This window comes from Mesorhizobium sp. PL10 (assembly GCF_053714315.1).
On record NZ_JBSKBR010000033.1, the window covers coordinates 1 to 21958 of the forward strand.

Here is a 21958-nt window from a genome sequence, read left to right on the forward strand (position 1 = left end):
ACAACCTACCATATGGCACCTTGATGCCGGGGAGCAGGAGCCATCCACCCCATCACTATTGGACGACAGCATGCCGCCGTCGAAACGGGCGACGACGGACTGGCCTCCGACAGATGACAAACCGCTCAGCGATAGCGTAAGATTATTCATGGTGGATGTGGTCTCCGGAAATGACCAGGATTGGCGTAAGCAACCAAATCTTACGTCATTTCAACGGCTTGCACCACATCCGCCAACCCGCCGCGAATTTTTCGGGTTAGCAACCCAAGGCCTATGCCGGTCGGGCTTGATCATGCGATCCCGACGGTGCCGCAATGGCGGTTGGCGGCCTTGCCGCGCTACATCTCCACGGCGGAAGTCGAGCGGGTTATTGCGTCGTGCGACATCACGACGCCAATGGGCGTCCGGGACCGCGCAGTGCTTCTCCTGCTTGCACGTCTCGGCCTGCGCGCCGGCGACATTTCGGGCATGCGCCTCGACGACATTGACTGGAGCGAGGGAACCTTGCGCGTTCGCGGCAAAGGACGTCGCGAGGTCCGGCTTCCGCTGCCCCAGGACGCTGGCGATGCCATTATCGATTATCTGCGAGACGCCCGTCCGCCTGCCGCCTGTGAGCAGATTTTCCTGCGGACCGTTGCACCGTTTCGGCCATTGGTGAGCGCAAGTGTCTCGAGCATCGTCAGCCTTGCGCTTGGGAGGGCCGACATCGACCACGCGCCGTCTCGAGGCGCCCATCTTCTGCGGCAAAGGCAAACCAGCCGTTCATGGCTTCAAGGCCCATGTTGGCGCCGACGCCGATACGGCGCTTGTGGAGGAGATCGCCATCACGCCCGCCAACATCAATGACGGCAAGGCCGGTCCTGATGCGCTTCCCGATGATCCGGGTGAGGTGTTTGCCGACAGTGCCTATCGCGGCAATCATTTCGGCGACGCGGTGCGCGCCAAGGGTGGAACGCCACGCATCGTCGCCACCGGTATGTGGGGACGGGACGAAGCTGAAACACTGGCGCGCCTTGAGGCCTGGAACCAACCGATCCACCGCATTCGTGGTCGGATCGAGAAGATCTTCGGCACATGGAAACGAAGCTACGGCCTTCGCCGAATGCGATGGCGCGGGCTTGCAAAGGCAGGCGTTCAAATTCGCCTCACTGCCATCGCCTACAATATGAAACGCAGTTTGAAGGTCATCGCTAAGGGCGCATAGCGGGCAAGACCACCACTGGCGCTCACACAAGAGCGCCAAAAGCCCAGCCGACCACTTGCCGCGGATATCTTTCCGCCCATTGCCCTGAAACCCGACAAAATCAAACAAAATCAACGCAAAGCGCGTCTCGCGCACACGTCTCCTAGTTGAGAGCCGTAAACAGGATGCATCGTTCTCGTTTTGTCTTGAACTGTGAATCCTCTCGCGGACCTCACGCTGGCAAACACGGCGTGATCGGCTCTGAAAAGCTTCGTACGCAAGGGGTCGCCGAAGACACTAGAAAGGCACGAGCGCCAGCGCAGTGTCAGAAGAGAGAGCCAATGCGGGCATCGATAGCCTCCCGATGAACGAGGATGATCGACGCGGTCACTGCGAAGAGCGTGATCGCGAGATACATGGCCCTGTTCGGCGCTGGCACACGAACCGACGCAATGTGAGCAACGCTCAAAAGAACGAAGACGGTGTTCACGGCCGGCAGGAACGTTCCCAAAGGCATGAGCGGGTGAACGAGGACCAACGCCGCCATCAAGGGAATGTCGTAGGACAGCGGTACGCCCAAAAACCGGCCATCATCTGACTTTCCGAAGTTCGCGAAATAGCTCAGGCGAATGGCACCGGCCAGCAGCAACACCGTGGCAACGAAGAAGGAGACGGCCGACGCGCCATTCAGTTGCACGAGAATGATCGCGGGGAGGACTGCGCCGTAGATGATATCGCCGAACCCGTCGAGGCTCTTGCCCATCTTCGCCATGTCGGGCGGACGGTTTGGGGTCCTCCTCGCGACCGCTCCATCCAGGTGGTCCACGAGAACGGCCCACAGGGCAGCGCCGACCGCCAGTTCGATGTGTCCGGCCAATGCGAAATAGAGAGCAATCGAGGAGCACAGTAGTCCGGCTATGGTGATGGCATTGGCAAGATCAATGAGGTAGCGAAGCATCTTCCCCTCTCCCGTACTTGGTCGTCAGCAGACGATTTCCCGTGCCGTCATGAACATTGCTTCCGCGATGCGCAGATCCGCCTCGTTATCGATTTCGTACCATTTGAGACCGTCACACCTGGCAGCCGCGATCTGCAGCCCTTCTTGCCGCACGAGGTTCGACAGGAGTTCTTCGGTGTAGGATTCGACGGCGCCGGCGCCGATGACGGCATTGAGATATGGAACGATCGTCCGGCGCAGACTTTCGCCGGAAAAGCGGTTCAGGTTCATCATTTTGAAGAGTGCGGGCGAACCATCGTTGAGATTCTCTGCCGTCTGCTTCATCCGTACCTCGGCAATATAGCCGTTGTTCGTCAGGACGACAGCGGACCCTTCCATATCCGCGCTGAACGGCGCGACGGCTGCGACATTGTCCGCATTGCTCAGTGTCAGGGAGCGAAGCGCATCCGGTTCGAAAAATACGTCACCTTCGAGCAGATAGGTGTCCCCGGCCAAAAGCGCATCGCGCGCCAGCCAGAGCGAGTAGGCGCTGCCCGTCCGATCGAAGACATCAGACTCAACATATTCGATGTCGAGATGGCCAAAGCGCCGGCCGCAGGAATATTGGATGGCGTCTTTTCGATAACCGACGACGATCGTCACCTCCCGCACGCCGGCGGCATCGAGGTTCCGCAATGCGTTGTGCAGGATCGGCGTGGCATTGACCTCAACCAGAGGCTTCGGCCGCGAATCGGTAAGCGGACGCAGGCGCGAGCCAAACCCAGCGGCAAGAATGACCGCCTTTCTCGGAGCAATTGCATTCATGGGTTTAAACCCCTCCGTGTGGTTGCTGCGACGATTCCGTCAGGTCCAGGCGTTAAGGACCCGGACTACCCGTTCGAGGCCCGCCTGGAGTGGCTCCAGCGGAATTCCATATGAGAAACGGAGCCCTATGGGATCGCCGAATGCCGTGCCCGACACGCCGGCCACGCCGGCCTGCGCTAGGAGCGCGGACACGATGTGGTCGGCCGTTCTGGCAGGACCGTTGTCGGGTGCCGGCCGCAAAAGGCCGGATAGATCGAGGTAGAAATAAAACCCACCCTGTGCCTCAAGTATCGGTACGCGCTGCAGTTGGGAGAGGGCAGAAAGACCCGCTTGTCGCGCCGCCGTCAGTTGCCCCCTGAGCCGGGCTTCAAAGGCGCCGTCTCCCTCAAGAAGGTGGTGCAGCACAGCGTGCTGGGCTATGACATTCGGGTTCGATGTCGTGTGCGACTGCAGCGCCCTGACAGCCAAGATCAGTTCCTTCGGCGCCGCGAGATACCCGATGCGCCAGCCGGTGAGGGCCAGGCTCTTGGAAAAGGAATTGACGATCACCGTCCGGGCCCGGACCTTCGGCACCAGCGAGACGATCGAGTGATGCTCGTGGCCATTGTAGGTGAAGGGGGCGTAGCATTCGTCAAAGATGATCCAAAGGTCCCGCTCCACGGCCAACCGACCGATGCCCATAAGGGTCTCTGCGTCATAGACGGCGCCGGTGGGGTTGCCGGGCGTGTTGACGACGATGGCCCGGGTCAGCGGCGTGATGACGCGTTGGATATCGGCGATGCGCGGGACATAGTCATTTCCTTGCGTGTCGATATGGACCGGCGTGCCGCCGGCGATTTGGACCTGCGCCGGGAATGTCGTCCAGTAAGGTGCGGGAATGATGACCTGCTCGCCCGGATTGATCAGCGCCATAGCCACGTTGAAGAGAGCCTGCTTGGCGCCACTCGTCACCGCGATTTCGTCGGCCCGCCAAAGTTGCCCGGTCTCGACCGATACCTTCCGCGCCAGCGCTTCGCGCAACTCCATCAAGCCGATCGTGTCGGTATAGCGGTTCAGGCCTCGTCGAATGGCCTCGATCGCTCCGTCGCGGATGGTCGGTGCCAGATCGCTCCAGATCTCGCCGGCTGTGAGGTCGACAACCTCCATCCCTGCATCGGCAGTGGCCTTCGCCGCCGCGCGGGCGGCCGCAGTTCCCGACGATTTGAACAAGTTTGTCCGTTGCGCCAACATGCGCGTCTCCATCTATCCTTTTCAAGAGAACCACTTGCTGCTACTCTCCCTTGCCGTTCGCGGTCCGCGGAAGGTATTTCTCTTCTGCCGCCGAGAGCTCGCTGTAGTTCATCAGTTCGAACAGTTCATCGAGCGCTGCGACTTCGTCTTCGATACCGGCGATGCTCTCTTCCGCCTGAATTCGGCCGCAGATATCGCGCATACTGGCAATGGCCGCCCGCATCATGTGATTGGCCCAGATGACGGTGGAGATGCCCGCGTCGCGGTAGGTCGAGACGGGCGTGTTGTAATATTTCGTCGGGACGATGACCACCGGCAGCTTGTTGTTCCACCCATTGGCGAACGCCAGGATCTCGTCCGCGACGGCCTTGCGAGAATGTATGAGGATGGCGTCGGCGCCGGCTTCCGCATAGGCGTGCGCCCGCACCAGCGCCTCGTCCAAACCATGGGCGGCGATCAGAGCTTCGGTGCGGGCAACGAGGATGAAATCGGGACCGGTCGTATCTTTGACCGCCTTGAGGCGGCCGGAGAATTCGTCGATATCGGCCAGCGGATGGCGGTCGCCAACGAAGGAGTTCATCTTCGGGAAGCCTTTATCCTCCAGGCAGACCCCGGAAGCTCCACGCTGCTTGAGCTTCCTGGCGACGATACGGGCATTGTTGAAGTTGCCGAAGCCGCTGTCGCCGTCGACGAGGACGGGAACGTTCGTGGCGTCCACCATTCGCTCGACGACATCGCCGACTTGCGTCCAGCTCGCCTCATTGGCATCGCGGTAGCCGAGCGCCGAGGAGATCGAAAGACCGGACGCCCAAAGCCCCTTGAAGCCCGCCCGCCCGGCGATAGCGGCCGAAAGGCCGTCATGCGCTTCCATTAGAAATGTCAGATCATTGGAAAAAATGAGCTCGCGAAGGGTCGTCGATGATGTCGTCACCGGCAAGACTTCGGCGCTCATCGAAAATGAAATAGCCTTGTTCATTGTCATGCGTCCTTAACAAAATCACGTCTGGACTTTGGGAGGTGGTCGACTTGCCGACGCCGCCTGATGCGGATCCGACATGTCGTTTCCTTCCTTCGTTTCCTTCCTTCGTTTCCTTCCTTCGTTTCATCCATCGCCGCTACCCGCGCCATCAATGCCGGTCGGCCTTACTGCCGCCAGTCAACGAAGGGAAACAAAACTCGTGCCAAACTGGCTGATCGAGCTGAAGAAAATCTTTGTGGTTCCTTTTCAGCTATTTAGCCGGGGAAAAGGTTCGGCTAAACAAAGGCTGTGTCGCGGGAGCCGACAAAGCCGACAGACGGTGCGGATCTGGAACCACGAAGAGTATGTCAGTCTAAGGAAAATCTGACGGAAACAGTCGAACCGACAGATCATCCGCCGGATGCTCAAGATCATCAGCCAGCATGCTTCCGTGTGCGACCTGCATGGTTCAAGACAGTTCTCTGGGAAGCACAAAGGTCGCCTGGGTCCGAGCTAGACACCAGGACGCCTAATGCCATAGCGGTTGAGCTTCTCGACGATCGCGCGCCGGCTGACTTTCAAATTGCGCGCCGCCTGGCTTTGGTTCCAGTTCACTTCGCGTAACTTGGCCTCGAGCACAAGAGCCTCATACTCGCCGACGATCGATTTCAGGTCGCCGTTCGGAATGAGGCTCGGCATCTGCGGCGATTGCTTTTCCTCAAAGCCCCCCAACTCGGCCGGCAGGTGCCGGCGCCCGATCAGGTGGTTGTCGTCGACGAGAAGCACGGCGCGATCGAGAACATTCTTCAATTCACGCACGTTTCCGGGATAGCTCCAGCGCAGCAGCGAATCGAGACCTTCCGGTGACACCTCAGGTCTTTGCCGGCCGAAGCTTGCCGCCGCCGTCGCCAAAAAATGATCGATCAGTTTCGGAATGTCGGAGGGACGTTCGCGCAGCGGCGGAACCACGATCGGAAACACGTTCAGGCGGTAATAGAGATCCTTGCGGAATTCTCCGCGCTCGATCTTTTCCTCCAGATTGACGTTCGTCGCGGCGACGATGCGCACGTCCACATATTCGGCTTTCGTGGAGCCGACGCGGCGAAGTTCGCCCTCCTGCACAAGGCGCAGCACCTTGGCCTGTAGGCTGAGCGGCATATCGCCGATTTCATCGAGGAAAAGCGTCCCCTGATGGGCCTCGTGCGCGAGGCCGGGCTTGTTGGCTGCGGCGCCGGTGAAGGCGCCCTTGACGTGGCCGAACAGCTCGCTCTCCACCAAGTTTTCCGGCAGAGCCGCACAATTCTGCGCCACAAAGGGTTTTGCAGCGCGGTTGCTCGATGCGTGGATGAAACTGGCCATGAGCTCCTTGCCGGTTCCGGTCTCTCCCCGGAGGAGAATTGGAACCGAAGATCCGGCAGCCCGCTCGACCAGCTTGACGGCGCGCCTGATCGGCGGACTGTCACCGATCATACCTTTCGGCATGACCGACTTCCTCGATACCTGGTTGAAGAGCTGGGTATTTTCCTGAAGAAATTCCTCATTTTGGCGGTCCAGCTGCTTGATGAGCTGCTGGTTTTCCTCGAATAAGCGCATGTTACGCAGCGCCACCGCCGCGTGTGCGGCAATGCTCTGCAGGGGACGAAGCAGGCTCTCGTCCAGCCCGCCGATGACGTTGCCCGGCCTGCGGACATTCACCAGCTGGAGAATGCCAATCGTCTGGTTCTCCTGAACGACGAGCGGCACGATCACCAGCGAGCGCGTCCGGAAGCCGGCGGCTTTGTCCATCAGACGGATGTTGGAAAGGTCATAGCCGGTGACGTTGTCCAGATCGGCGAGATTGACCGACGCCCCGGTGGAAACCACCAATGCCCCGGGCTCGTGGAGGTTCGGCGTCAGCGATTTTCCATAGAGAGCAATCCGGATATCGGAATTACCTTCGACGATGCCGCGATAGTTGTACCAGACCCGATGAAGATGCCGGGCAAGCCGGTCGAGCGTAAAAATCGCCGCGCCCTCGGCATTCGAGAGACGAAGCGCCGCGCCCAGAACATGGGACATCTGCGTTTCGACCTTCGTCTCGTTCGCCAGCGCGATCGTCAGAGCGACAAGGTCTTCGTAGACGCCATGCTTGCGCATCTGATTGGCGGTCGGATTTTCGTTCGCCGCTCGCTTCGATAGCGCCGAATAATGGACGCCGTCCCGTCTGGGGCTGTTCTTATCCTGAGCAGTTGCATGCCAGGGCATGCAGGTTAGCCCAATGTGTAGGAAAAGCGGCCATTGTCACCGACGCCCACAGCCACCGACGAGCAGACCTGTCCGTCTTGTCCCATTTTGCTCAGCAGTTCGGTCGCCAGTTCCGGCAAGATGGTTCGATTGACGATGTGATCGATATTGGGCGCGCCGGTCTCGACTTCGGTGCAACGCGCGGCGATCGTATTGATGACCTCTTCGGAATAGCCGAAGGTCATCTTCTGATTCTCGCGAAGTCGCTCGCCGACTTTGTTGAGTTTCAGGCGAACGATTTTCTCCAACAGCGCGCCGACTAGATAGAACGGCACGATCTGCATACGGGCCAACAGCGCCGGCTTGAAATGGGCGCTCAGAATTGGCCGGATCGCCTCCACCAAGTCGTCAGCATTCGGCCGCTCCGCCCTGAGGCCGAGTTCGGTGAGCGCGTCGGCGGCGAGGTTAGAGGTCAGAACGACGATGGTATTCTTGAAGTCGATGATACGACCTTCACCGTCGGAGAGCACGCCCTTATCGAATACCTGGTAGAACAGGTTCATGACCTCCAGGTCGGCTTTTTCGACCTCGTCGAGCAGAACGACCGAGTATGGACGCTGGCGCACCGCTTCAGTAAGCACGCCGCCTTCGCCATAGCCGACATAGCCGGGCGGCGAGCCGACGAGCTTGGACACCGTATGCTTTTCCTGGAACTCCGACATGTTGATGGAAATCAGGAAACGCTCGCCGCCGAAAAGCTGGTCGGCGATTGCGGTCGCGAGTTCGGTCTTGCCGACCCCGGACGGTCCGACGAACAGGAAAACACCCATTGGGGCATCGGGATTTTGCACGCCGGCCTTGGCCGCGCGCACGCCATCGTCGATGGCGCGGATCGCCTGATCTTGGCCGATGACGCGGGCGCCGAGATTCTCAGCCAGCATCAGGATGGATTTCGCCTCGTCACGCACCATGTTGCCGAGCGGCACGCCGGTCCAGTCGGAAATCACCTGGCCGACCGCCTGCACCGTAACCTCGAACGAGACGAGCGGATCGCCGCGCTGCAACAGCTTGAGCTTCTGCGCGGTTTCCTTGAAGTCGGCACGCAGCGCATCGGCGTCGGGAGCGGCGGTTTCCGCTGGCTCGGCGGCGCCTGCCGGCTTCTCAATCACTTCGGCTTCAACCGCCGCGGCCGAAAAGCGGGCAGGGCGCTTGTCACCCTCCAGCGATAACCCAAGCTGGCCACGAATGGTCAGGATGCGCTGGACTTGCTCCAGTTCCCTGTGCCAGCGGTCATTCAACTCGTCAAGTTCGTTGTCGAGCTTGACAATGTCGGCCTCGATCTCCGCGATGCGGGAATCCTGTTCGCCGAGGGTCGACTGGTGATCGCGCCGCAGCGCGTTCAGCGCACGGTCGAGTTCCGCCGCCCGCTTTTCCTTCAGTTCGATGATCTGCGGCTTAGAGGACAACGACAACTTCACCCGCGCGCTCGCGGTATCGAGGACGTCGACAGCCTTGTCTGGAAGCTGGCGGCCGGAAATATAGCGCGCCGAAAGCTTCGCGGCCGCTTCCACCCGGACGCCGTGCGCCTTCTGTTCGGGGCTCGGTTCGTCGAGCTTGACCAGCAGGAAGCGGCGGGCGAGCGCTGGGTCCTTCTCGAAGTACTTCTTGTATTCGCTCCAGGTCATGGCAGCGACGGTCCTAAGTTCACCGCGGGCGAGCGCGGGCTTCAAGAGGTTGTCCGCGTCGCCGCCACCCGCCTGGCCGCCCGCGCCGATCAGCATGTGCGCCTCGTCGATGAACAGCACGATCGGCTTGGGCGAGGATTTCACCTCGTCGATGATGCCTTTCAGGCGGTTCTCGAACTCGCCCTTTACCCCGGCACCTGCCTGCAGTATGCGAAGGTCAAGGCTGATCAGTTCGACATCCTTCAGGAAATCGGGAACACCGCCTTCGGATATCTTGAGCGCCAGGCCCTCGACCACGGCGGTCTTGCCGACGCCGGGCTCGCCAACGCAGATCGGGTTGTTCTTGCGGCGACGGCCGAGGATGTCGATCATCTGCTGGATTTCGCGGTCGCGGCAGAAGACGGCGTCGATCTTGCCGGCGCGCGCCTGCTCAGTGAAATTTGTACAGAATTTCCCAATCGCGCTATCGGGGTTCTTGGCGGGGGCGGGCTTGTCCGAGCTGCCGGCGGCGGTGGGTGCGCCCGCTGTCGTTTCCTGGGAGCCGGCAACGATCGCATCGAAAACCTTCTTGAACTGCTCGTAGGAAGTCCGGTCGAGCACGGAAAGCCAGCGGTCGTCGGCAAAGCGGGTGGGCCGCGAAAAGATCGTAGCGAAAAGGCTTCCGGACCGAACCAGATCGAAGCCAAGTTCGACCGAACTTATCAGCCATGCGTCCGAAATCCATTCGATCAGGAGCGGCGAAAACACCGGGCGTCCCTGGTTGCCGTTGCGCACGCCCTCCAAAACCACCTGCAGCTTGCGCTTCAGATTGGCGGGATCGATCGCGAAATAGCGACAAGTGGTCTGGAGGTCGTGCTGACTGTCTTCGATGAACACGGAAAGGACGTGGTCGATCGAAAACTCGTAATGGCCCCGCGACACCGCAAGCCCGGCTGCCGATTCCAGCGCTCGGCGCGAATACGTGTTCAACTTCCCGATAAGGCGACGAAGATCGAGATCAACCACCGGTAAAAAATCCCCAATTTGGCGCCGCAGGCCAGCGCACCATGCCCCTGCGGACAGCAGTAGTTCGTTCACATGCCAGCAGTTTTGCGACTGCGACTAGACGCCATTTTATGCAATCCGGCGGCGAATACCTTTTGCAAACCATCCAACCGCATTTTCCGAATACCGTCCCGTCGCGGGGAAGCATCGTCTTGATCAGCGCGATACGATCAGCCGGGAACGGGCTTGCGCCAGTCGTCCGAAGCGGAAGTGCCGGCCTTGTTGTGGGTCCAGTCGCATTTGCGATAGGTGAAGGACCATTCTTCCTGGTGCCCGCGGCTGTCGTTGGCGGTGTCGTTGGTGTCCGGCAGGATCGTCTTGCCTTCGACCAGAACGGCGTCGGTCCATTTGATCGTGTAATAGTGTTCCTGCGAGCCGGTGATGGCGGTGCGCCAGAAGTTCAGTTGGACTTCGAGGTTTTCGCCGGTGGCAAGCGCCTGCCATAGCATCGGCGAGGCCTTATCGAGCGGCTTCAGGAAAACCGCTGGCTCGTGGCGGCGCGTGCCGATGGCCGTGCCGGAGTTCGGATCGCGGGGAACGATGGCATCGCTGTGGAAGGCGAATACTAGCGACTCGCCCTCGTGGCCTTCCTGCCAGATGTTGCCGATCGAGTCGGCGGTCGATGCGTCCTTGGTGATGTCGCCCTGGGTGGCGCCCTTGATGGTAATGTAGGCTATGGTAGCCATGAAAAGCCTCCGAAAATGGGGGTCAAATGATCTGCCGCACTGGAGTGCGCTAGCTCCAAGTCCTTAAGCAAGGCCTGTGCCAGAACTGTTGAAGTGCTGATATCAGGAGCAAAAACAATTGCTTGGCCGATAGTCAAGCTGAACCGCCGGTCCTGGCATTGTCAGTATTTCTTCGCAGTTGCGTCTGACCAGCGCAGTTTTCTTCCTGTCGATTTCCCGGTTTGGACGGAAAACTGCGCTCATGTCTGCGTCTGACGTAGCGGCAGGTAGAACCCGAGCACTGTGTTTAGTTGAGTTTTCCCGCTTCGCGCGACACCTCTGTTCGTGACTGCGCATTTTTTGTGGAATGGACCCGGCGTCGCATCGGTGAGTTAGTCCCGCGTGCCACGCCATCATGGCGTTCGATGAGGCCCGTGCCTGCCGATCAGTTCGCAGGCCGAAAGCTGAGGGAGGGACAGGACTTGCCAGTGATCATGAAACCGTCCCGCCTTGGCTGCGCAGTCCAAAGCGAGATTGTGCGAGGCGGCGGATTGACGACCATATCCGCCTTCGTTCTCTTCGATTTCGCCGATCCACGCTGCCTGCTGACCGAACAGGCGCTCTGGCCGATGGTTGTCGAACAGATGCCGAAAGGCGCCATTTTCGACAAGGGGAAGCTCAAGCCGAAGGCCGAGCTGATCATCGCGGGATCGGCGATGGCGCCGGCCGGCAAGCCCGTCATCGGCTGCAGGGTAACGGCCCGGCTCGGCAATCTGGAAAAGCAGCTGGCAATCTTCGGCGACCGATTCTGGCGGCTGACCGATCGGGGCATTCAGATGTTGGATGCCAAGCCCTTCGACAAGATGCCGATCGACGATGCGCACGCTTTTGGCGGGCCGAACCACAAGGCAAACCCCCGCGGCAAGGGTCACGGCGCGCGCCAGATCGCGGAAGTGGGCTATGACGCGCCGCTGCCGAATGTCGAGGATGCCCACCGACTCATACGCTCCGTCGACGATAACCCCGCCCCGGCGCATTTCGGGCCGCTGGCCGCGGACGACGCGCGGCGCATGGCATATGCCGGGACCTATGACCAGCACTGGGTCAAGAACGTATCGCCACTGAAGCCAGAGGATTTCAACCCGCTCTTCTATTGCGAGGCGCCGGAAGACCAGCGTCTTGGCTCCTACCTGCAAGGCGACGAGGCCTTCAGCGTGGCGGGCATGGCGCGCGGCGGGGCCGTGAGCGGTCATCTGCCGGCACTGCGCGCGCGTGCCTTCGTCCATCGCTCGGCGGATGACAGCTTCACCGAAATCCGCATGGTCTGCGACACGGTGACCCTGTTTCCGAACGTCACCAAGGCGACACTGGCGTTTCGCGGCGTGGCAAAGGGGCAGGACCGGTTCGGCGAAGACCTCGGGACCGTGATGCTGGCGCTTGAACATGCCGAAGCCTCGCCGCGCCCCGCCAGCTACTATCTGCTCGTCTTCCGCCTGCGCAGCGACCCGCAGGAAGCGCACAAGCATGCCTTGTCGGATTTCCAGCTCATGCCGCAAGTGGATCCTGCCTCCACCAGCGAACGACGGCGCGCGAAGCTGGAGAAGGCGCGGCTGGATAGGATCCGTTTCCTTGAAAACCAGAACTGGGCGACACGCAAGGCAATGACAGATGCTGGCATGTCGCCGGACCTCGTTCCGCCAAGCGACCTCAGTTCGATCGACGAGTTGCCGCTGGTTGCCATGCCGACGCCTGAGGAGATCGAAAACGGCGATCTCGACGTTGCCGAGTTGCTGGACGACATCAAGGCCCTCGAAACCGCGATGTGGCTTAAGGCCGACACCGAGATGGCCAAGGCCGAACTTCAGCGGCGCGCGATCGTGCAAGTGGCCCCGGGCGCCGGCTTGCCAGACATAGCCCTGAAACCCCTGGTCGACGACGCCCACATGGCGCGATTTCCCGACCTGAAGCTCGATGACGAAATCGACAAGGCCTTGGCCGACCTCGAAGCAACCTTGGGGAACAAGCAGGCCATCTTTCAGGCGTACAATGCCGGTTTAGCCGATGAGGCGTCCTCGGCTCTGCCGGATATCGAGCGGATTTTCGGTCTGCTGGACGACCCGGACAAGGTAGACCCGCAAGCGGCAGAGACGCAGTTGCTCATCGCCTGTGCACGTGCGTTGAAGCTGCCTGAAGGCTCCATGCTTCACGATATCCGCTGTGCGCTCGACGCGCTTGCCTTCGACGCTCTCGACATCCCGACCGACGAAACGGAAGGCGGCGGCGGTCGCCAGGAAATGGCCGATCTGATGGCCTCCATCAGGAACCGCAAGATTGAGCCTGACAACAAGCTCGCCATCGATCCCGCCAATCTGTTCCAAGCCGACCCGCTCGACGTCGACAATGAGCAGATAAAGCAGGCCTTGCAGACCGCCGGCGATGCCCTGAAAAAAGTCGTCCCACCTAAGCTTCTGGAGGGCGGTGATGCCACCGATCCGATCGGCAGCCTAGTGGCGACGCTCGGCAAGATCGTACCCTCGCCGGAGGCAACCGACACCGGGTTCACGGTCGTGGAACGCCTCAAAAACGGGAAGATGGCCGGTGTCGAGCGTCTCAACGAAGCCGAGCCGGATATAGAGGAAGCCATTGCAACGACGCGCAGGATGGTGCCGACCGCCATATTCCCGACAGAAGCGTTCCTGCCGGGCGTCGCCGAGCGGCTGGGCGATCATGTCCGTAAGCATCTTGCTGCCGGCCATGATTTTAAGGGAGGCGATCTTGCTGGCGCCGTCCTGCGCGGTATCGACTTCAGCGAGCTCGACCTTTCCGCGACATTCTTCGAACAGGCAGACCTGACCGGCGCGCGCTTCGACGGTACCAACCTTGAGGGTGCTGCACTCACCGGCGCGATTCTCGACGGAGCCGATCTGACCGGCGCGCGATTGAGCAAGGCTAATCTCAATAAGGCGTTGCTGCGCGGGGCCAGGCTCGACGGCTGCGAATTCAACAATTGCACGATCATCGGCGCAGATTTTTCACGCGCTTCCCTTCACGACATGCGCCTATCAACAACCACGCTCATTGATTGCACTTTCGATGAAGCCGACTTTTCCGGATCGGAGATCAGGGATTTGCAATTGCTTCAGGGTAGCGCTGACGGACTGGTGATGGCTGGCTCCACGATCGAGCGCGCCGCCATCATGGCGCTTTCGATGAAAGGCGCGTCCTTCGCGAACAGCCGACTGGAGCGGGTCGCCTTCGCGCAGATCGATGCACCCGGGATCTCCTTTGTCCAGGCGCAGTTGCGCGCTGTCGGATTTCTCGGAAATTGCGACCTGAGCGGCGGCCGGTTCCAGCGACTGGTGGCGGAAGAATCGTCCTGGAATGCGGCCTGCCTCGTCGAATCCTGCTTCCTCAGGGCACACTGCCACTCCTGCCTCTTCAATGGCTGCGACATGACGGCATCCGACCTGCGCCTCGCCTCAATGAAGAATTCCAGGTTCGGCAAATCGACGCTGACGGATTCGGATCTTTTTGGTGCGAATTTCTTCGCAGCATCGCTGGCCCAGTCGGACCTGCGGCGCAGTTCGCTGCGCGGCGCCAACCTCTATTTCACCGACCTTCTTGAGGCGAAGCTGGCAAGCTGCGACCTTTCGGGGGCCAATCTGGGCAAAACCCTTTTGGATCAGGCGACCCATGCGTAAGCAGCAGCCGAAGACGCCGATCGATGTGGACGAATTTCTTGAGTATCTCGCCCACGAGCAGATCGTCATGCTGAAAATCCTGGCGGGCGCATCCTTTGGCGCAATGCCGCTCGCACGGGCACAAGCGATGCTTTGCGATTTTACCGGCTGCGACTTCAGCGATGCCGATCTCTCAGCGGCCGCCTTCACCTGTTGCAACATTTCCGGCGCCGTCTTCACCGGCGCCAAGCTCACCGACACCAGGTTCGTGGACTGCGATGCACACCAGGCCGATTTCCGCGACTGCGACTTCGAGCGCACGCAGTTCGTCGCGTGCAAGGCGCAGGAAGCCCTGTTTCAGGGAACAGCGATCGAGCAAAGCTCCTTTGCCGCGACCAACCTCACCAAAGCTGACCTAAACCACATAACCGTCACCCGCGCGGCCTTCCTCGATTGCCCAATGGAGGAGATCACGATCAAAGGCGCAGTGCTGTCAAACTTCATGCTCACCAAAGCCGACCTGCGCGACATCGATTTGAGCGGCACGCATATAGACATCGCGATCTTTGCCGATGCCGACCTGTCCGGTAAGGACCTGTCCAACCAGTCGTGGCAGCGCTGCACATTCAACGAGGCGGCTTTCAGGAACACGCGGTTCGCCGGCGCCGCGCTCAACGGCAGCATCTTCGTCGATTGCGACTTCAAGGGCGCGGCGCTGACCGGCGTTTCCGCCAGCACGACTTCATTCACCAAGTGCCGGCTCGACGGCGTCGACCTCTCCGGCAGCAATCTGACGCTTGCCAACTTCGCTCGCGCCAGCCTCAAGGGGGCAAATTTCACCGCAAGTCAGCTCTATTCGTCGGTCTTCCTGGAGGCGGACTGCAAGGCGGCGCTGTTTGAACGCTGCGACCTTCGCCAGGCGGAAATGTCCCATGCCAATCTTTCCGGCGCCAATCTTTCGGCCGCAACTTTCGACAACACGAAGCTGCATGCGGCGAAGCGGGACGGAAGCATCCTGCTTGGCGTATCCGGAAACTCGATCGACACCGACCAGGACCGGGCGATCAGCGAGCTTTATTGGCCGCATGCCGTGGCACTTGACCAGGACGAAACCCGAAATGGGGCGCGTTAGCCGATGTTCGTGAACTCGAATGGTCCGCTGCCCGGAATGGATTTCTCGGTGCCTGACGTCTACCTGCAGCCGACGCCGGTTGGCCCGATTCCTACCCCCCTCGTCAGCGAAGGCATGCGTGTGACGGCAATCCCGACCTGCATGCGATTTCTACTGATGTGCATGCCATCGCACAATCTGCTGAATCTGACGCCCGTGACGATCAGCGGGCCAGGACCCGGGGTCGCATCGGGAATGGTCTGTTCGGAGAGCAAGAGCATGAAGGGCTCGGTCAAGTTCTTTATCCAGGGAATGCCGGCGACCCGCGCGTTGCTCGATCCCACGCTGCAGAACGGCATGTCGCCCAATTCCGTCGGGACGACGATCGTACCTTCGCAGTTCCGTTTGATGAGCCTGAGCTGAGATCGAGACACGAGGTGCTAACCAGATGAGCAACCAGGAAACGCTTCAGGAACTCGCCATCACCCTTCCGGGGATGGACCGTGACGCCGTCCATGTGGAGAGAGCAGCCGGGCGCGAAGCGCTCGGCCAAGCCTATGAATACACCGTGGACGTCATTTCCCGCGATCCCCTCTCGCTCGAGCCTATGGTGGGCAAGGCAACGAAACTGGAAATCCGCGTTCTCGACGAGGTCGCCGTTACGTTCGGTGTGGTGGCGTCTGTGCAGAGCCACGATCCGACGCAGAAAAGGGAGTTCTGCTACCGCTTCGTCATCGTACCCGAATTCGCGCTGCTTAAATACAGCGCGCAGAATCAGGTCTATGGGACCGACAAGGATGTTACCGTCGTCGATATCATCGAAAACGAGCTGAACGACGCGAACAAAGCGGGTTCATCCACCGGATCGAGCCGCGCGGCCCGCACGATCCAGTTCGAGATGCTTGCGGATAAGTCCGCCTATTCCAAGCTCGATTTCGTGCTCCAGTATCGCGAGAGCGACTTCGATTTCATTTGCCGTATGTGCGAGAAGTTCGGACTGTTCTTCGCTTTCGACCACAGCGGAACCAGGGAAAGCATCCTTTTTTATGACCGCAAGGAGCATTTCCGCAAACTCTGCGGGCGCTCGCTTGACGAAAACCTGCCGTTCCGCGGTTCGGCGCAGACCCGCAGCACCGGCGAATTCGCGGTGCGTTCATTCAATGCGGTCTATTCCGTACAGTCGGGTTCCGTGCATATGCGCGAATACAATGACGAAACCCCGAATGTGGGCCTCTCCGTTTCGGAAAATACATCCTTTGCTGGCCAGGGCGTCAGGGTCGACTATGGCCAGAACTACCGGACTGCCCCGGAAGGCCAGTTCCTGGCCAAGCGCCGTGCCGAACAGCTCGAAACCGAAAGGCTGCAATTCCGGGGCGAGAGCAACATCCCGCTCATTCGACCGGGTCTGTTCTTCAAGCTCGTCGATCACCCAATCAGCGATTTCGAAACGCTCTATGTCGTGATCGAGGTGGAGCATTGGATTGTCCAGCAGACCCCGCTTGGCTTCAGCACACCGGACAAGCAGAGCCAGCCTTATTCCAACCGATTCGTCTGTGTGCCATTCGATACCAGCTACCGGCCGCCGCTGCGCACGCCGAAGCCGGTCATCAATGGCTTTTTGATCGCCTTCATCGATGGCGAAGGAGATGGCAAGCGGGCCGAACTCGACACATACGGGCGCTATCGCGTCCGGATCCTCGATGAGGAAAGCGGTCTTTCAGGTGGCAAAGCCAGCTATGTCATGCGCAAGGCTGAACCCTACGGCGGAGGCGACGGCTCTGGCTCGCATTCGACGCTGCTGGTCGGCACCGAAGTTCTTCTCAGTTTCCAGCATGGCGATCCTGACCGGCCGATGATCGTGGGCGCGCTCTCTAATGCGGAAAAATCGAACCCGGTCACCGACAGCAACAACAATGTCGCGTACCGCACTAGGACAGCATCCGGAGTGATCCATCAGATTTGCGACGGCGCCTGACCCACGCCGCCCACGCCGACAGGAGGACGACAAGATGGCCACAGCATCCGCCGAGACCGGCATCGCCTATCAAACTCCGCACACCTATTTCTTCGTGCCGAGCGATTCTGGCGCCGACGCCACGACAACGAGGGACGACGTCAAGACGCCGGGGGCATTCTTGCGCCTAGGCGGCTATGCCGACATCGAGAACGAAGCGAAGATAGCGAACAACCTGCCACTGTTCTATCCGCGCAAGCACGTCGAAGACGAAGGCGGCAGCGCCATGGAACATGCCGCCGGCGCCGATCCGGCGCATCGTGGCATCGCCCTGGCATGCAGCGGCCGCCTTCTGATCCGGTCGGCCGAGAGGGTCTATGTCCACAGCACTGGAGCAATGCATATAGACACCCAATCGACCTTCACCCTGAATGCCGACCAGGCAATGACCATCAACTCGCAGGAGTCAATCGCGATCACTTCCGGGGAAAAGCAAAATATCACCATTTCCGCCGGCGAGGGCACCGGCGATGTCAGGCTGGATGCCGCTGAGTTCAGCGCTCATATCACGGGCAAGCAACACACCACGATCAAAAACGACACGCATTCCCATATCCAGGGCAATTCAACGAACATCACTATGGGCGCTCAGATGGCCATCACCCTGGGAGCCAAGTTGTCGGTGTGGATCGGCCCGTCGCTCACCGTTAACATGGCCGCCGATTATGAGTTCTCGGCCGCGACAAAGCTCAATTTCTGGATCGTGAAATCCGACTTCGGCAAGTTCAAGATCGATGTTTGCGACATGCATATCCAAGTCAGGGACGGCAAGGTTGAGACCTCGGTGTGGAATTCGACGAACTTCATGGCGGGTACTGGAGCCAGGCTGGCGGACGCTTCGACCACTGCGCTTAGGACAATAACGGACGGCCTGAGCTCTTGTGCTGCCGGCGTCGCCTCCACAAGAGAGGTCGTCTCTATCAAGTCCGGCTCATTCGAGGTGTTCCTGAAAACAATGATGGGAATCGCGTGAGCGACATGACTGCGACAACATCATCGGAAAGACGCCCGGTTGAAACCTCGCGCCGTGTTGTGGGCACAGCGCCCGAGCAAGATGGCCGGTTGTTGGCCGGAACGATCCGCGCGTTCCTGACCCAGGAACAAGCGAGTGTGGAAATCAGCAACGGAAAGCGCGTTCACGCGGTTCAGGCGACGAGTTGCCTGCTTGCGCCGGCAATCGGCGACCGGGTTTTGCTTTACGTAGCGGGCAGCGAAGTCCATGTGCTCGCGGTGCTCGAGCGGCAAGCCGCGCATGCGGCGGAAGTGTCAGTTCCCGGGGCTCGGCACGTGACCTTGCACTCCAGCGAAACACTAAAGCTGAGCGCATCGAAGCTAAGCCTGGTTGCCCGCGATATAAGCGTTCTCGCGCGCGCGATTGGTCAGACCGGGGAAATTCTTTCTAGCAATTTCCGACGCATTCTCGAAACCGTCGTCGATAAGACGGTCGCTGCCAGGACAATCACAACCAAGACGGAGGCTAGGACCGCCATGGTGCGCGAAGTCGATAGCCTCACCGCCGCGACGCTCGTCCAAAACATCGACAACGTCGCAACGCAAAACAGCGAAATCTCAATGGTCACCGCAAGGCAGGACGTGCGGCTCGACGCCAAACGGGTCAGCGTCGGCTAGCGGTTCAGACCATAGGGCAATCGCTATCCAACCGTGGCGTCTATCCGTGAGAGGGGAAATATGCTGCTGATCGAAGATCGTCTTGACGCCGCCAGATCGCACCTTTCCAGCGGGCGCGAAGAGAGCGCCGCGTTGATCTACGAAAGCATTCTCGAGATAAGCCCGCGGAACGTCACCGCGCTCAAGGGTCTGGCCGCAAGCAAGCTTGGCAAGGGCGATCTCAAGGCAGCCCACAAATTGGCGACCGAGGCGGTTGCATGGTCGACGAACGACACGGGCGCGCTCTGCCTGCTGGCTCAAATCGCCATGCTTGGTGAGCAGCATGATCAGGCTTTGGCGGCAATCGATCAGGCGTTGGCGGCTGAGCCTTTTCATCCTGAAGCCTGCAGGATCAAGGCAGGCCTTCTCATGCAGCAGGACGATCCCCGGACGGCGGAGCGCCTGCTGAGCGACGCGCTGGCAAGGCACCCGACGGACGACAGTCTGCCGGCCGCGCTGTCGCAAATCTACATGGAGCACGGATTGCCGGCGCCGGCCTTGGAGCTCAGCCAAAAGGCGCTTGCCCTTAGTCCCGACCGACCCGAATTCATCGCGCTGGTCAGCGCGCAGCTTGCGGCTCTCGGTGATCACGAAAAGGCGCTTGGCCTGATCGAACGTGCCCATCTGATGGAGCCTGGAAATGCACTTTACATGGTGCGGCTGGCCGACGTGCTGGCCGCACTTGGCCAATTAACCGAGGCGAAGCGCATCGCCAAACGAGTGGTCGGCCTTTACCCTCACCTTCTCTCGGGGTGGTCAAGTTACGCCAAGGTGATGATCTATCGTGGCGAAGGCGAAGCCGGGCTGGCCGAACTGGTAGCCACGGCAAGGCGGCATCCGGACAGGATCGGCGCGCTGATAACGCTGGCGGCGGCATACCGCATCGCTGGCGAACCGGCTCAGGCGTTGCGGCTGATCGAACCGGTACTCGCCCAGGCGACACCGCTCGGATCGATCCAGAGGGCTCAGGCGATAACGCTTGTCCGCGATTGCTATCTGTCGCTTGGTTTCTACGAAAAAGCCGCCGCCACGTTCTCGCGCCCCGAACTTTATGCCGCACTCGGATTGCCGACCAATTCCCCATCGGCAGAAATTGCTGCCGAAAACCCTCCTCTATCCGATGAGGAGAGAACAAACCAGAAGCCGGATGCAGAACTCATTGCAGCTTTCAGCGGGGCAAGCCTGATCGTTGACCGAGGGCTTTCTAATCTCGAAGCGCTAGCGCTGCTGCGCTTCAAGCCGAAGCGGGCGCGCAAAGTCAACGTCCACGGTCCATCCGGCCTCGCGCAAATCGCCGAATTGATCAGGCACGTCCGTTTCCGTGCTGACGACCAGCCCGGCGGACCGCAAGCGGACGGCGCGGCGGTCGCGATTCCACTGTCGTCCATTTTTGCCTTTCCTCCAACGATACGTGGCGGGATCGCAGAATCCGTCCCCTACATGCAAGCGCCGCCTGGCCGCCTGAAATTATGGGCCGGCTCGCTTCAAAAGCTGCCGCGACCGCTGGTTGCGCTGGCATGGGACGGCACAAGGCCAGGCATTCTGCTCGAAGATTATCGCGGCATTTTCGAGGGGTTCGACGGTACGCTGGTCAGTGTCATGTGGGATGAGACACGCCACCAACTCGCGACGTGGCCAAGCATCATCGATGCCGGTGTCCACTTTACCTCGCTCGCCGACCTAGCGGCTGTCATAGCCGAGTCCGACGCGGTCATCGGGCCTGATGGCATTCCCATGCATGTCGCAGGCGCCATGGGTAGGCCAGCAGCGCTGTTGAGCTTTCCCAGCACGACCTGGTATTGGTATGAGCAAGGGGGCACGTCCGTCTGGTATCCCTCGGTTTCCGTGCTCAAGACCAATGCCTTCGGCAACTGGGGAAATATCCTGCCGGAGCTGTCGCCCAAGATCGCGTCATTCCTGGAAACGCTGGATCGCACCGTTGCGAATTCAACAATCAGAGCCGCGGGTGGGAGCGCTTGAGATGTCATCCTGGCGCCCCTTGAAACGCGAGCCGGACGCAGTCCGCGCAACCCTCTACGACTATCTGCGCAACCGGGCGGCGAAGGTCTTCCTCAACGGCGGATCCTCAACCAGGGCGCTCGGATACGCCGACATGGTCATGAGCAACGGCCGTACACTTGCCGTCGAATTGAAAGCGACGCCCGTGGATGTGCAAACGTCCGGCACGCGCTCGGTGATCGTCTTCGACATAGAGGGTCACGCCGCCGAGGCGGCCACTGGCTATCAGGTCCAAGGCAGGATCATCCTGGATCGGGAAACACTCGCCTTCCTGTCGATCGAGACGAACCCTTCCGTCATCACCAGGCGATGAGAGGACACGGGACGGCGAGCCAACCAATGATCTGGCGCGAGATGCTGCTGTCGAGGTCGCGGCTCATTCCGGCGTGCGTGTCGACACAAGTTTCCCTTTGCCCCTTCGGCCGGTAAGGCCGCAAGTCGCAGTTCGCCGTCGTCGCCTGGCGCGCCGACGGCATCCGGCGAAAGCCGCTCGAAAGGAGCCTAATCGCTCCTGCATGGCCGGCACTGTCAGTAGGGTGTGGTGTTCGATGTCCTTGAAGGCCGTTCTCGCCGCATCGGGGGTACTGATAGCCGCCACAGCCCGTAAGAAACAATTCATCCAGGGCCAATTCGGCCACCTGGAAAAATTTGAAGGGATTGTTTTCGTGGGCTGGACCTGCGTTTCGTCCATTTGGAATTCCGACTTGAGCAGTTTT

The 21958-nt window shown here is 60.3% G+C and carries 18 protein-coding genes and 1 pseudogene; 11 read left to right on the forward strand and 8 right to left on the reverse strand.

The genetic code is table 11. The features are described from left to right. Nucleotides 1-273: 273 nt before the first annotated feature. Nucleotides 274-846: a tyrosine-type recombinase/integrase gene (locus ACWGTO_RS29505; RefSeq protein WP_454578307.1), complete on the forward strand. Its 573-nt coding sequence runs from the start codon at nt 274-276 to the stop codon at nt 844-846. After that, nucleotides 734-1204, forward strand: coding sequence for a transposase (locus ACWGTO_RS29510; RefSeq protein ID WP_454578332.1), 471 nt, complete (start codon nt 734-736; stop codon nt 1202-1204). The genes ACWGTO_RS29505 and ACWGTO_RS29510 overlap by 113 nt, the downstream gene beginning before the upstream one ends. 304 nt (nt 1205-1508) lie before the next feature. Here ACWGTO_RS29510 and ACWGTO_RS29515 read toward each other — a convergent pair whose 3' ends face one another. The 7 genes from ACWGTO_RS29515 to ACWGTO_RS29545 form a co-directional block, all read right to left on the reverse strand. Next, a complete protein-coding gene (locus ACWGTO_RS29515) occupies nt 1509-2141 on the reverse strand; it encodes a CDP-alcohol phosphatidyltransferase family protein (RefSeq protein ID WP_454578308.1) in 633 nt (210 codons plus the stop codon). A 24-nt stretch (nt 2142-2165) separates the two neighbouring features. Next, entirely contained in the window at nt 2166-2945 is a 780-nt protein-coding gene (locus ACWGTO_RS29520) for a phosphocholine cytidylyltransferase family protein (RefSeq protein WP_454578309.1), read from the reverse strand. Nucleotides 2946-2984: 39 nt separating this feature from the next. Continuing rightward, the gene (locus tag ACWGTO_RS29525; RefSeq protein WP_454578310.1) at nt 2985-4175 is read right to left on the reverse strand and encodes an aminotransferase class I/II-fold pyridoxal phosphate-dependent enzyme; all 1191 of its coding nucleotides are present in this window, start codon (nt 4173-4175) and stop codon (nt 2985-2987) included. A 40-nt stretch (nt 4176-4215) separates the two neighbouring features. Then, nucleotides 4216-5151, reverse strand: coding sequence for a phosphoenolpyruvate mutase (aepX, locus tag ACWGTO_RS29530; protein WP_454578311.1), 936 nt, complete (start codon nt 5149-5151; stop codon nt 4216-4218). Nucleotides 5152-5646: 495 nt separating this feature from the next. Beyond that, nucleotides 5647-7377, reverse strand: a complete 1731-nt coding sequence (locus ACWGTO_RS29535) for a sigma 54-interacting transcriptional regulator (RefSeq protein ID WP_454578312.1) — start codon at nt 7375-7377, stop codon at nt 5647-5649. A 5-nt stretch (nt 7378-7382) separates the two neighbouring features. Then, complete coding sequence (gene tssH / locus ACWGTO_RS29540) at nt 7383-10010, reverse strand: type VI secretion system ATPase TssH (protein ID WP_454578313.1); 2628 nt, start codon at nt 10008-10010, stop codon at nt 7383-7385. Nucleotides 10011-10255: 245 nt separating this feature from the next. Further along, nucleotides 10256-10771, reverse strand: a complete 516-nt coding sequence (locus ACWGTO_RS29545) for an Hcp family type VI secretion system effector (protein WP_454578314.1) — start codon at nt 10769-10771, stop codon at nt 10256-10258. Nucleotides 10772-11244: 473 nt separating this feature from the next. Here ACWGTO_RS29545 and ACWGTO_RS29550 point away from each other — a divergent pair. The 9 genes and pseudogenes from ACWGTO_RS29550 to ACWGTO_RS29590 all read left to right on the forward strand — a co-directional run. Beyond that, a pseudogene (locus ACWGTO_RS29550) lies at nt 11245-12069 on the forward strand (DUF2169 family type VI secretion system accessory protein); the annotation flags it as partial. A 468-nt stretch (nt 12070-12537) separates the two neighbouring features. Further along, complete coding sequence (locus ACWGTO_RS29555) at nt 12538-14451, forward strand: pentapeptide repeat-containing protein (RefSeq protein WP_454578333.1); 1914 nt, start codon at nt 12538-12540, stop codon at nt 14449-14451. Beyond that, a complete protein-coding gene (locus ACWGTO_RS29560; RefSeq protein WP_454578315.1) occupies nt 14444-15562 on the forward strand; it encodes a pentapeptide repeat-containing protein in 1119 nt (372 codons plus the stop codon). Before ACWGTO_RS29555 ends, ACWGTO_RS29560 begins: the two co-directional genes overlap by 8 nt. Nucleotides 15563-15565: 3 nt before the next feature. Further along, nucleotides 15566-15964, forward strand: a complete 399-nt coding sequence (locus ACWGTO_RS29565) for a PAAR-like domain-containing protein (protein WP_454578316.1) — start codon at nt 15566-15568, stop codon at nt 15962-15964. 25 nt (nt 15965-15989) lie between these two features. Further along, complete coding sequence (locus ACWGTO_RS29570; RefSeq protein WP_454578317.1) at nt 15990-17516, forward strand: type VI secretion system Vgr family protein; 1527 nt, start codon at nt 15990-15992, stop codon at nt 17514-17516. A gap of 34 nt (nt 17517-17550) precedes the next feature. Beyond that, nucleotides 17551-18528 (forward strand): hypothetical protein, encoded by a 978-nt coding sequence (locus ACWGTO_RS29575; protein ID WP_454578318.1) that lies wholly within the window; start codon nt 17551-17553, stop codon nt 18526-18528. 5 nt (nt 18529-18533) lie between these two features. Next, nucleotides 18534-19184, forward strand: coding sequence for a DUF3540 domain-containing protein (locus tag ACWGTO_RS29580; protein WP_454578334.1), 651 nt, complete (start codon nt 18534-18536; stop codon nt 19182-19184). A gap of 60 nt (nt 19185-19244) precedes the next feature. Beyond that, nucleotides 19245-21203, forward strand: coding sequence for a tetratricopeptide repeat protein (locus ACWGTO_RS29585; RefSeq protein ID WP_454578319.1), 1959 nt, complete (start codon nt 19245-19247; stop codon nt 21201-21203). Nucleotide 21204: 1 nt separating this feature from the next. After that, nucleotides 21205-21555, forward strand: coding sequence for a hypothetical protein (locus tag ACWGTO_RS29590; RefSeq protein ID WP_454578320.1), 351 nt, complete (start codon nt 21205-21207; stop codon nt 21553-21555). 63 nt (nt 21556-21618) lie between these two features. On the opposite strand, the gene ACWGTO_RS29595 is transcribed toward ACWGTO_RS29590, so the two are convergent. Next, nucleotides 21619-21933, reverse strand: coding sequence for a hypothetical protein (locus ACWGTO_RS29595; protein ID WP_454578321.1), 315 nt, complete (start codon nt 21931-21933; stop codon nt 21619-21621). Nucleotides 21934-21958: the final 25 nt, after the last annotated feature.

Bases quoted from the DNA above. Each gene is read 5' to 3' on its own strand.
- aepX (WP_454578311.1), bottom strand. From the start codon at position 5,151: ATGAACAAGGCTATTTCATTTTCGATGAGCGCCGAAGTCTTGCCGGTG.
- ACWGTO_RS29535 (WP_454578312.1), bottom strand. From the start codon at position 7,377: ATGCCCTGGCATGCAACTGCTCAGGATAAGAACAGCCCCAGACGGGAC.
- ACWGTO_RS29590 (WP_454578320.1), top strand. From the start codon at position 21,205: ATGTCATCCTGGCGCCCCTTGAAACGCGAGCCGGACGCAGTCCGCGCA.
- ACWGTO_RS29525 (WP_454578310.1), bottom strand. From the start codon at position 4,175: ATGTTGGCGCAACGGACAAACTTGTTCAAATCGTCGGGAACTGCGGCC.
- ACWGTO_RS29545 (WP_454578314.1), bottom strand. From the start codon at position 10,771: ATGGCTACCATAGCCTACATTACCATCAAGGGCGCCACCCAGGGCGAC.
- ACWGTO_RS29580 (WP_454578334.1), top strand. From the start codon at position 18,534: ATGACTGCGACAACATCATCGGAAAGACGCCCGGTTGAAACCTCGCGC.
- ACWGTO_RS29570 (WP_454578317.1), top strand. From the start codon at position 15,990: ATGAGCAACCAGGAAACGCTTCAGGAACTCGCCATCACCCTTCCGGGG.
- ACWGTO_RS29595 (WP_454578321.1), bottom strand. From the start codon at position 21,933: ATGGACGAAACGCAGGTCCAGCCCACGAAAACAATCCCTTCAAATTTT.
- ACWGTO_RS29565 (WP_454578316.1), top strand. From the start codon at position 15,566: ATGTTCGTGAACTCGAATGGTCCGCTGCCCGGAATGGATTTCTCGGTG.
- ACWGTO_RS29505 (WP_454578307.1), top strand. From the start codon at position 274: ATGCCGGTCGGGCTTGATCATGCGATCCCGACGGTGCCGCAATGGCGG.
- ACWGTO_RS29520 (WP_454578309.1), bottom strand. From the start codon at position 2,945: ATGAATGCAATTGCTCCGAGAAAGGCGGTCATTCTTGCCGCTGGGTTT.
- ACWGTO_RS29585 (WP_454578319.1), top strand. From the start codon at position 19,245: ATGCTGCTGATCGAAGATCGTCTTGACGCCGCCAGATCGCACCTTTCC.
- ACWGTO_RS29515 (WP_454578308.1), bottom strand. From the start codon at position 2,141: ATGCTTCGCTACCTCATTGATCTTGCCAATGCCATCACCATAGCCGGA.
- ACWGTO_RS29575 (WP_454578318.1), top strand. From the start codon at position 17,551: ATGGCCACAGCATCCGCCGAGACCGGCATCGCCTATCAAACTCCGCAC.
- ACWGTO_RS29560 (WP_454578315.1), top strand. From the start codon at position 14,444: ATGCGTAAGCAGCAGCCGAAGACGCCGATCGATGTGGACGAATTTCTT.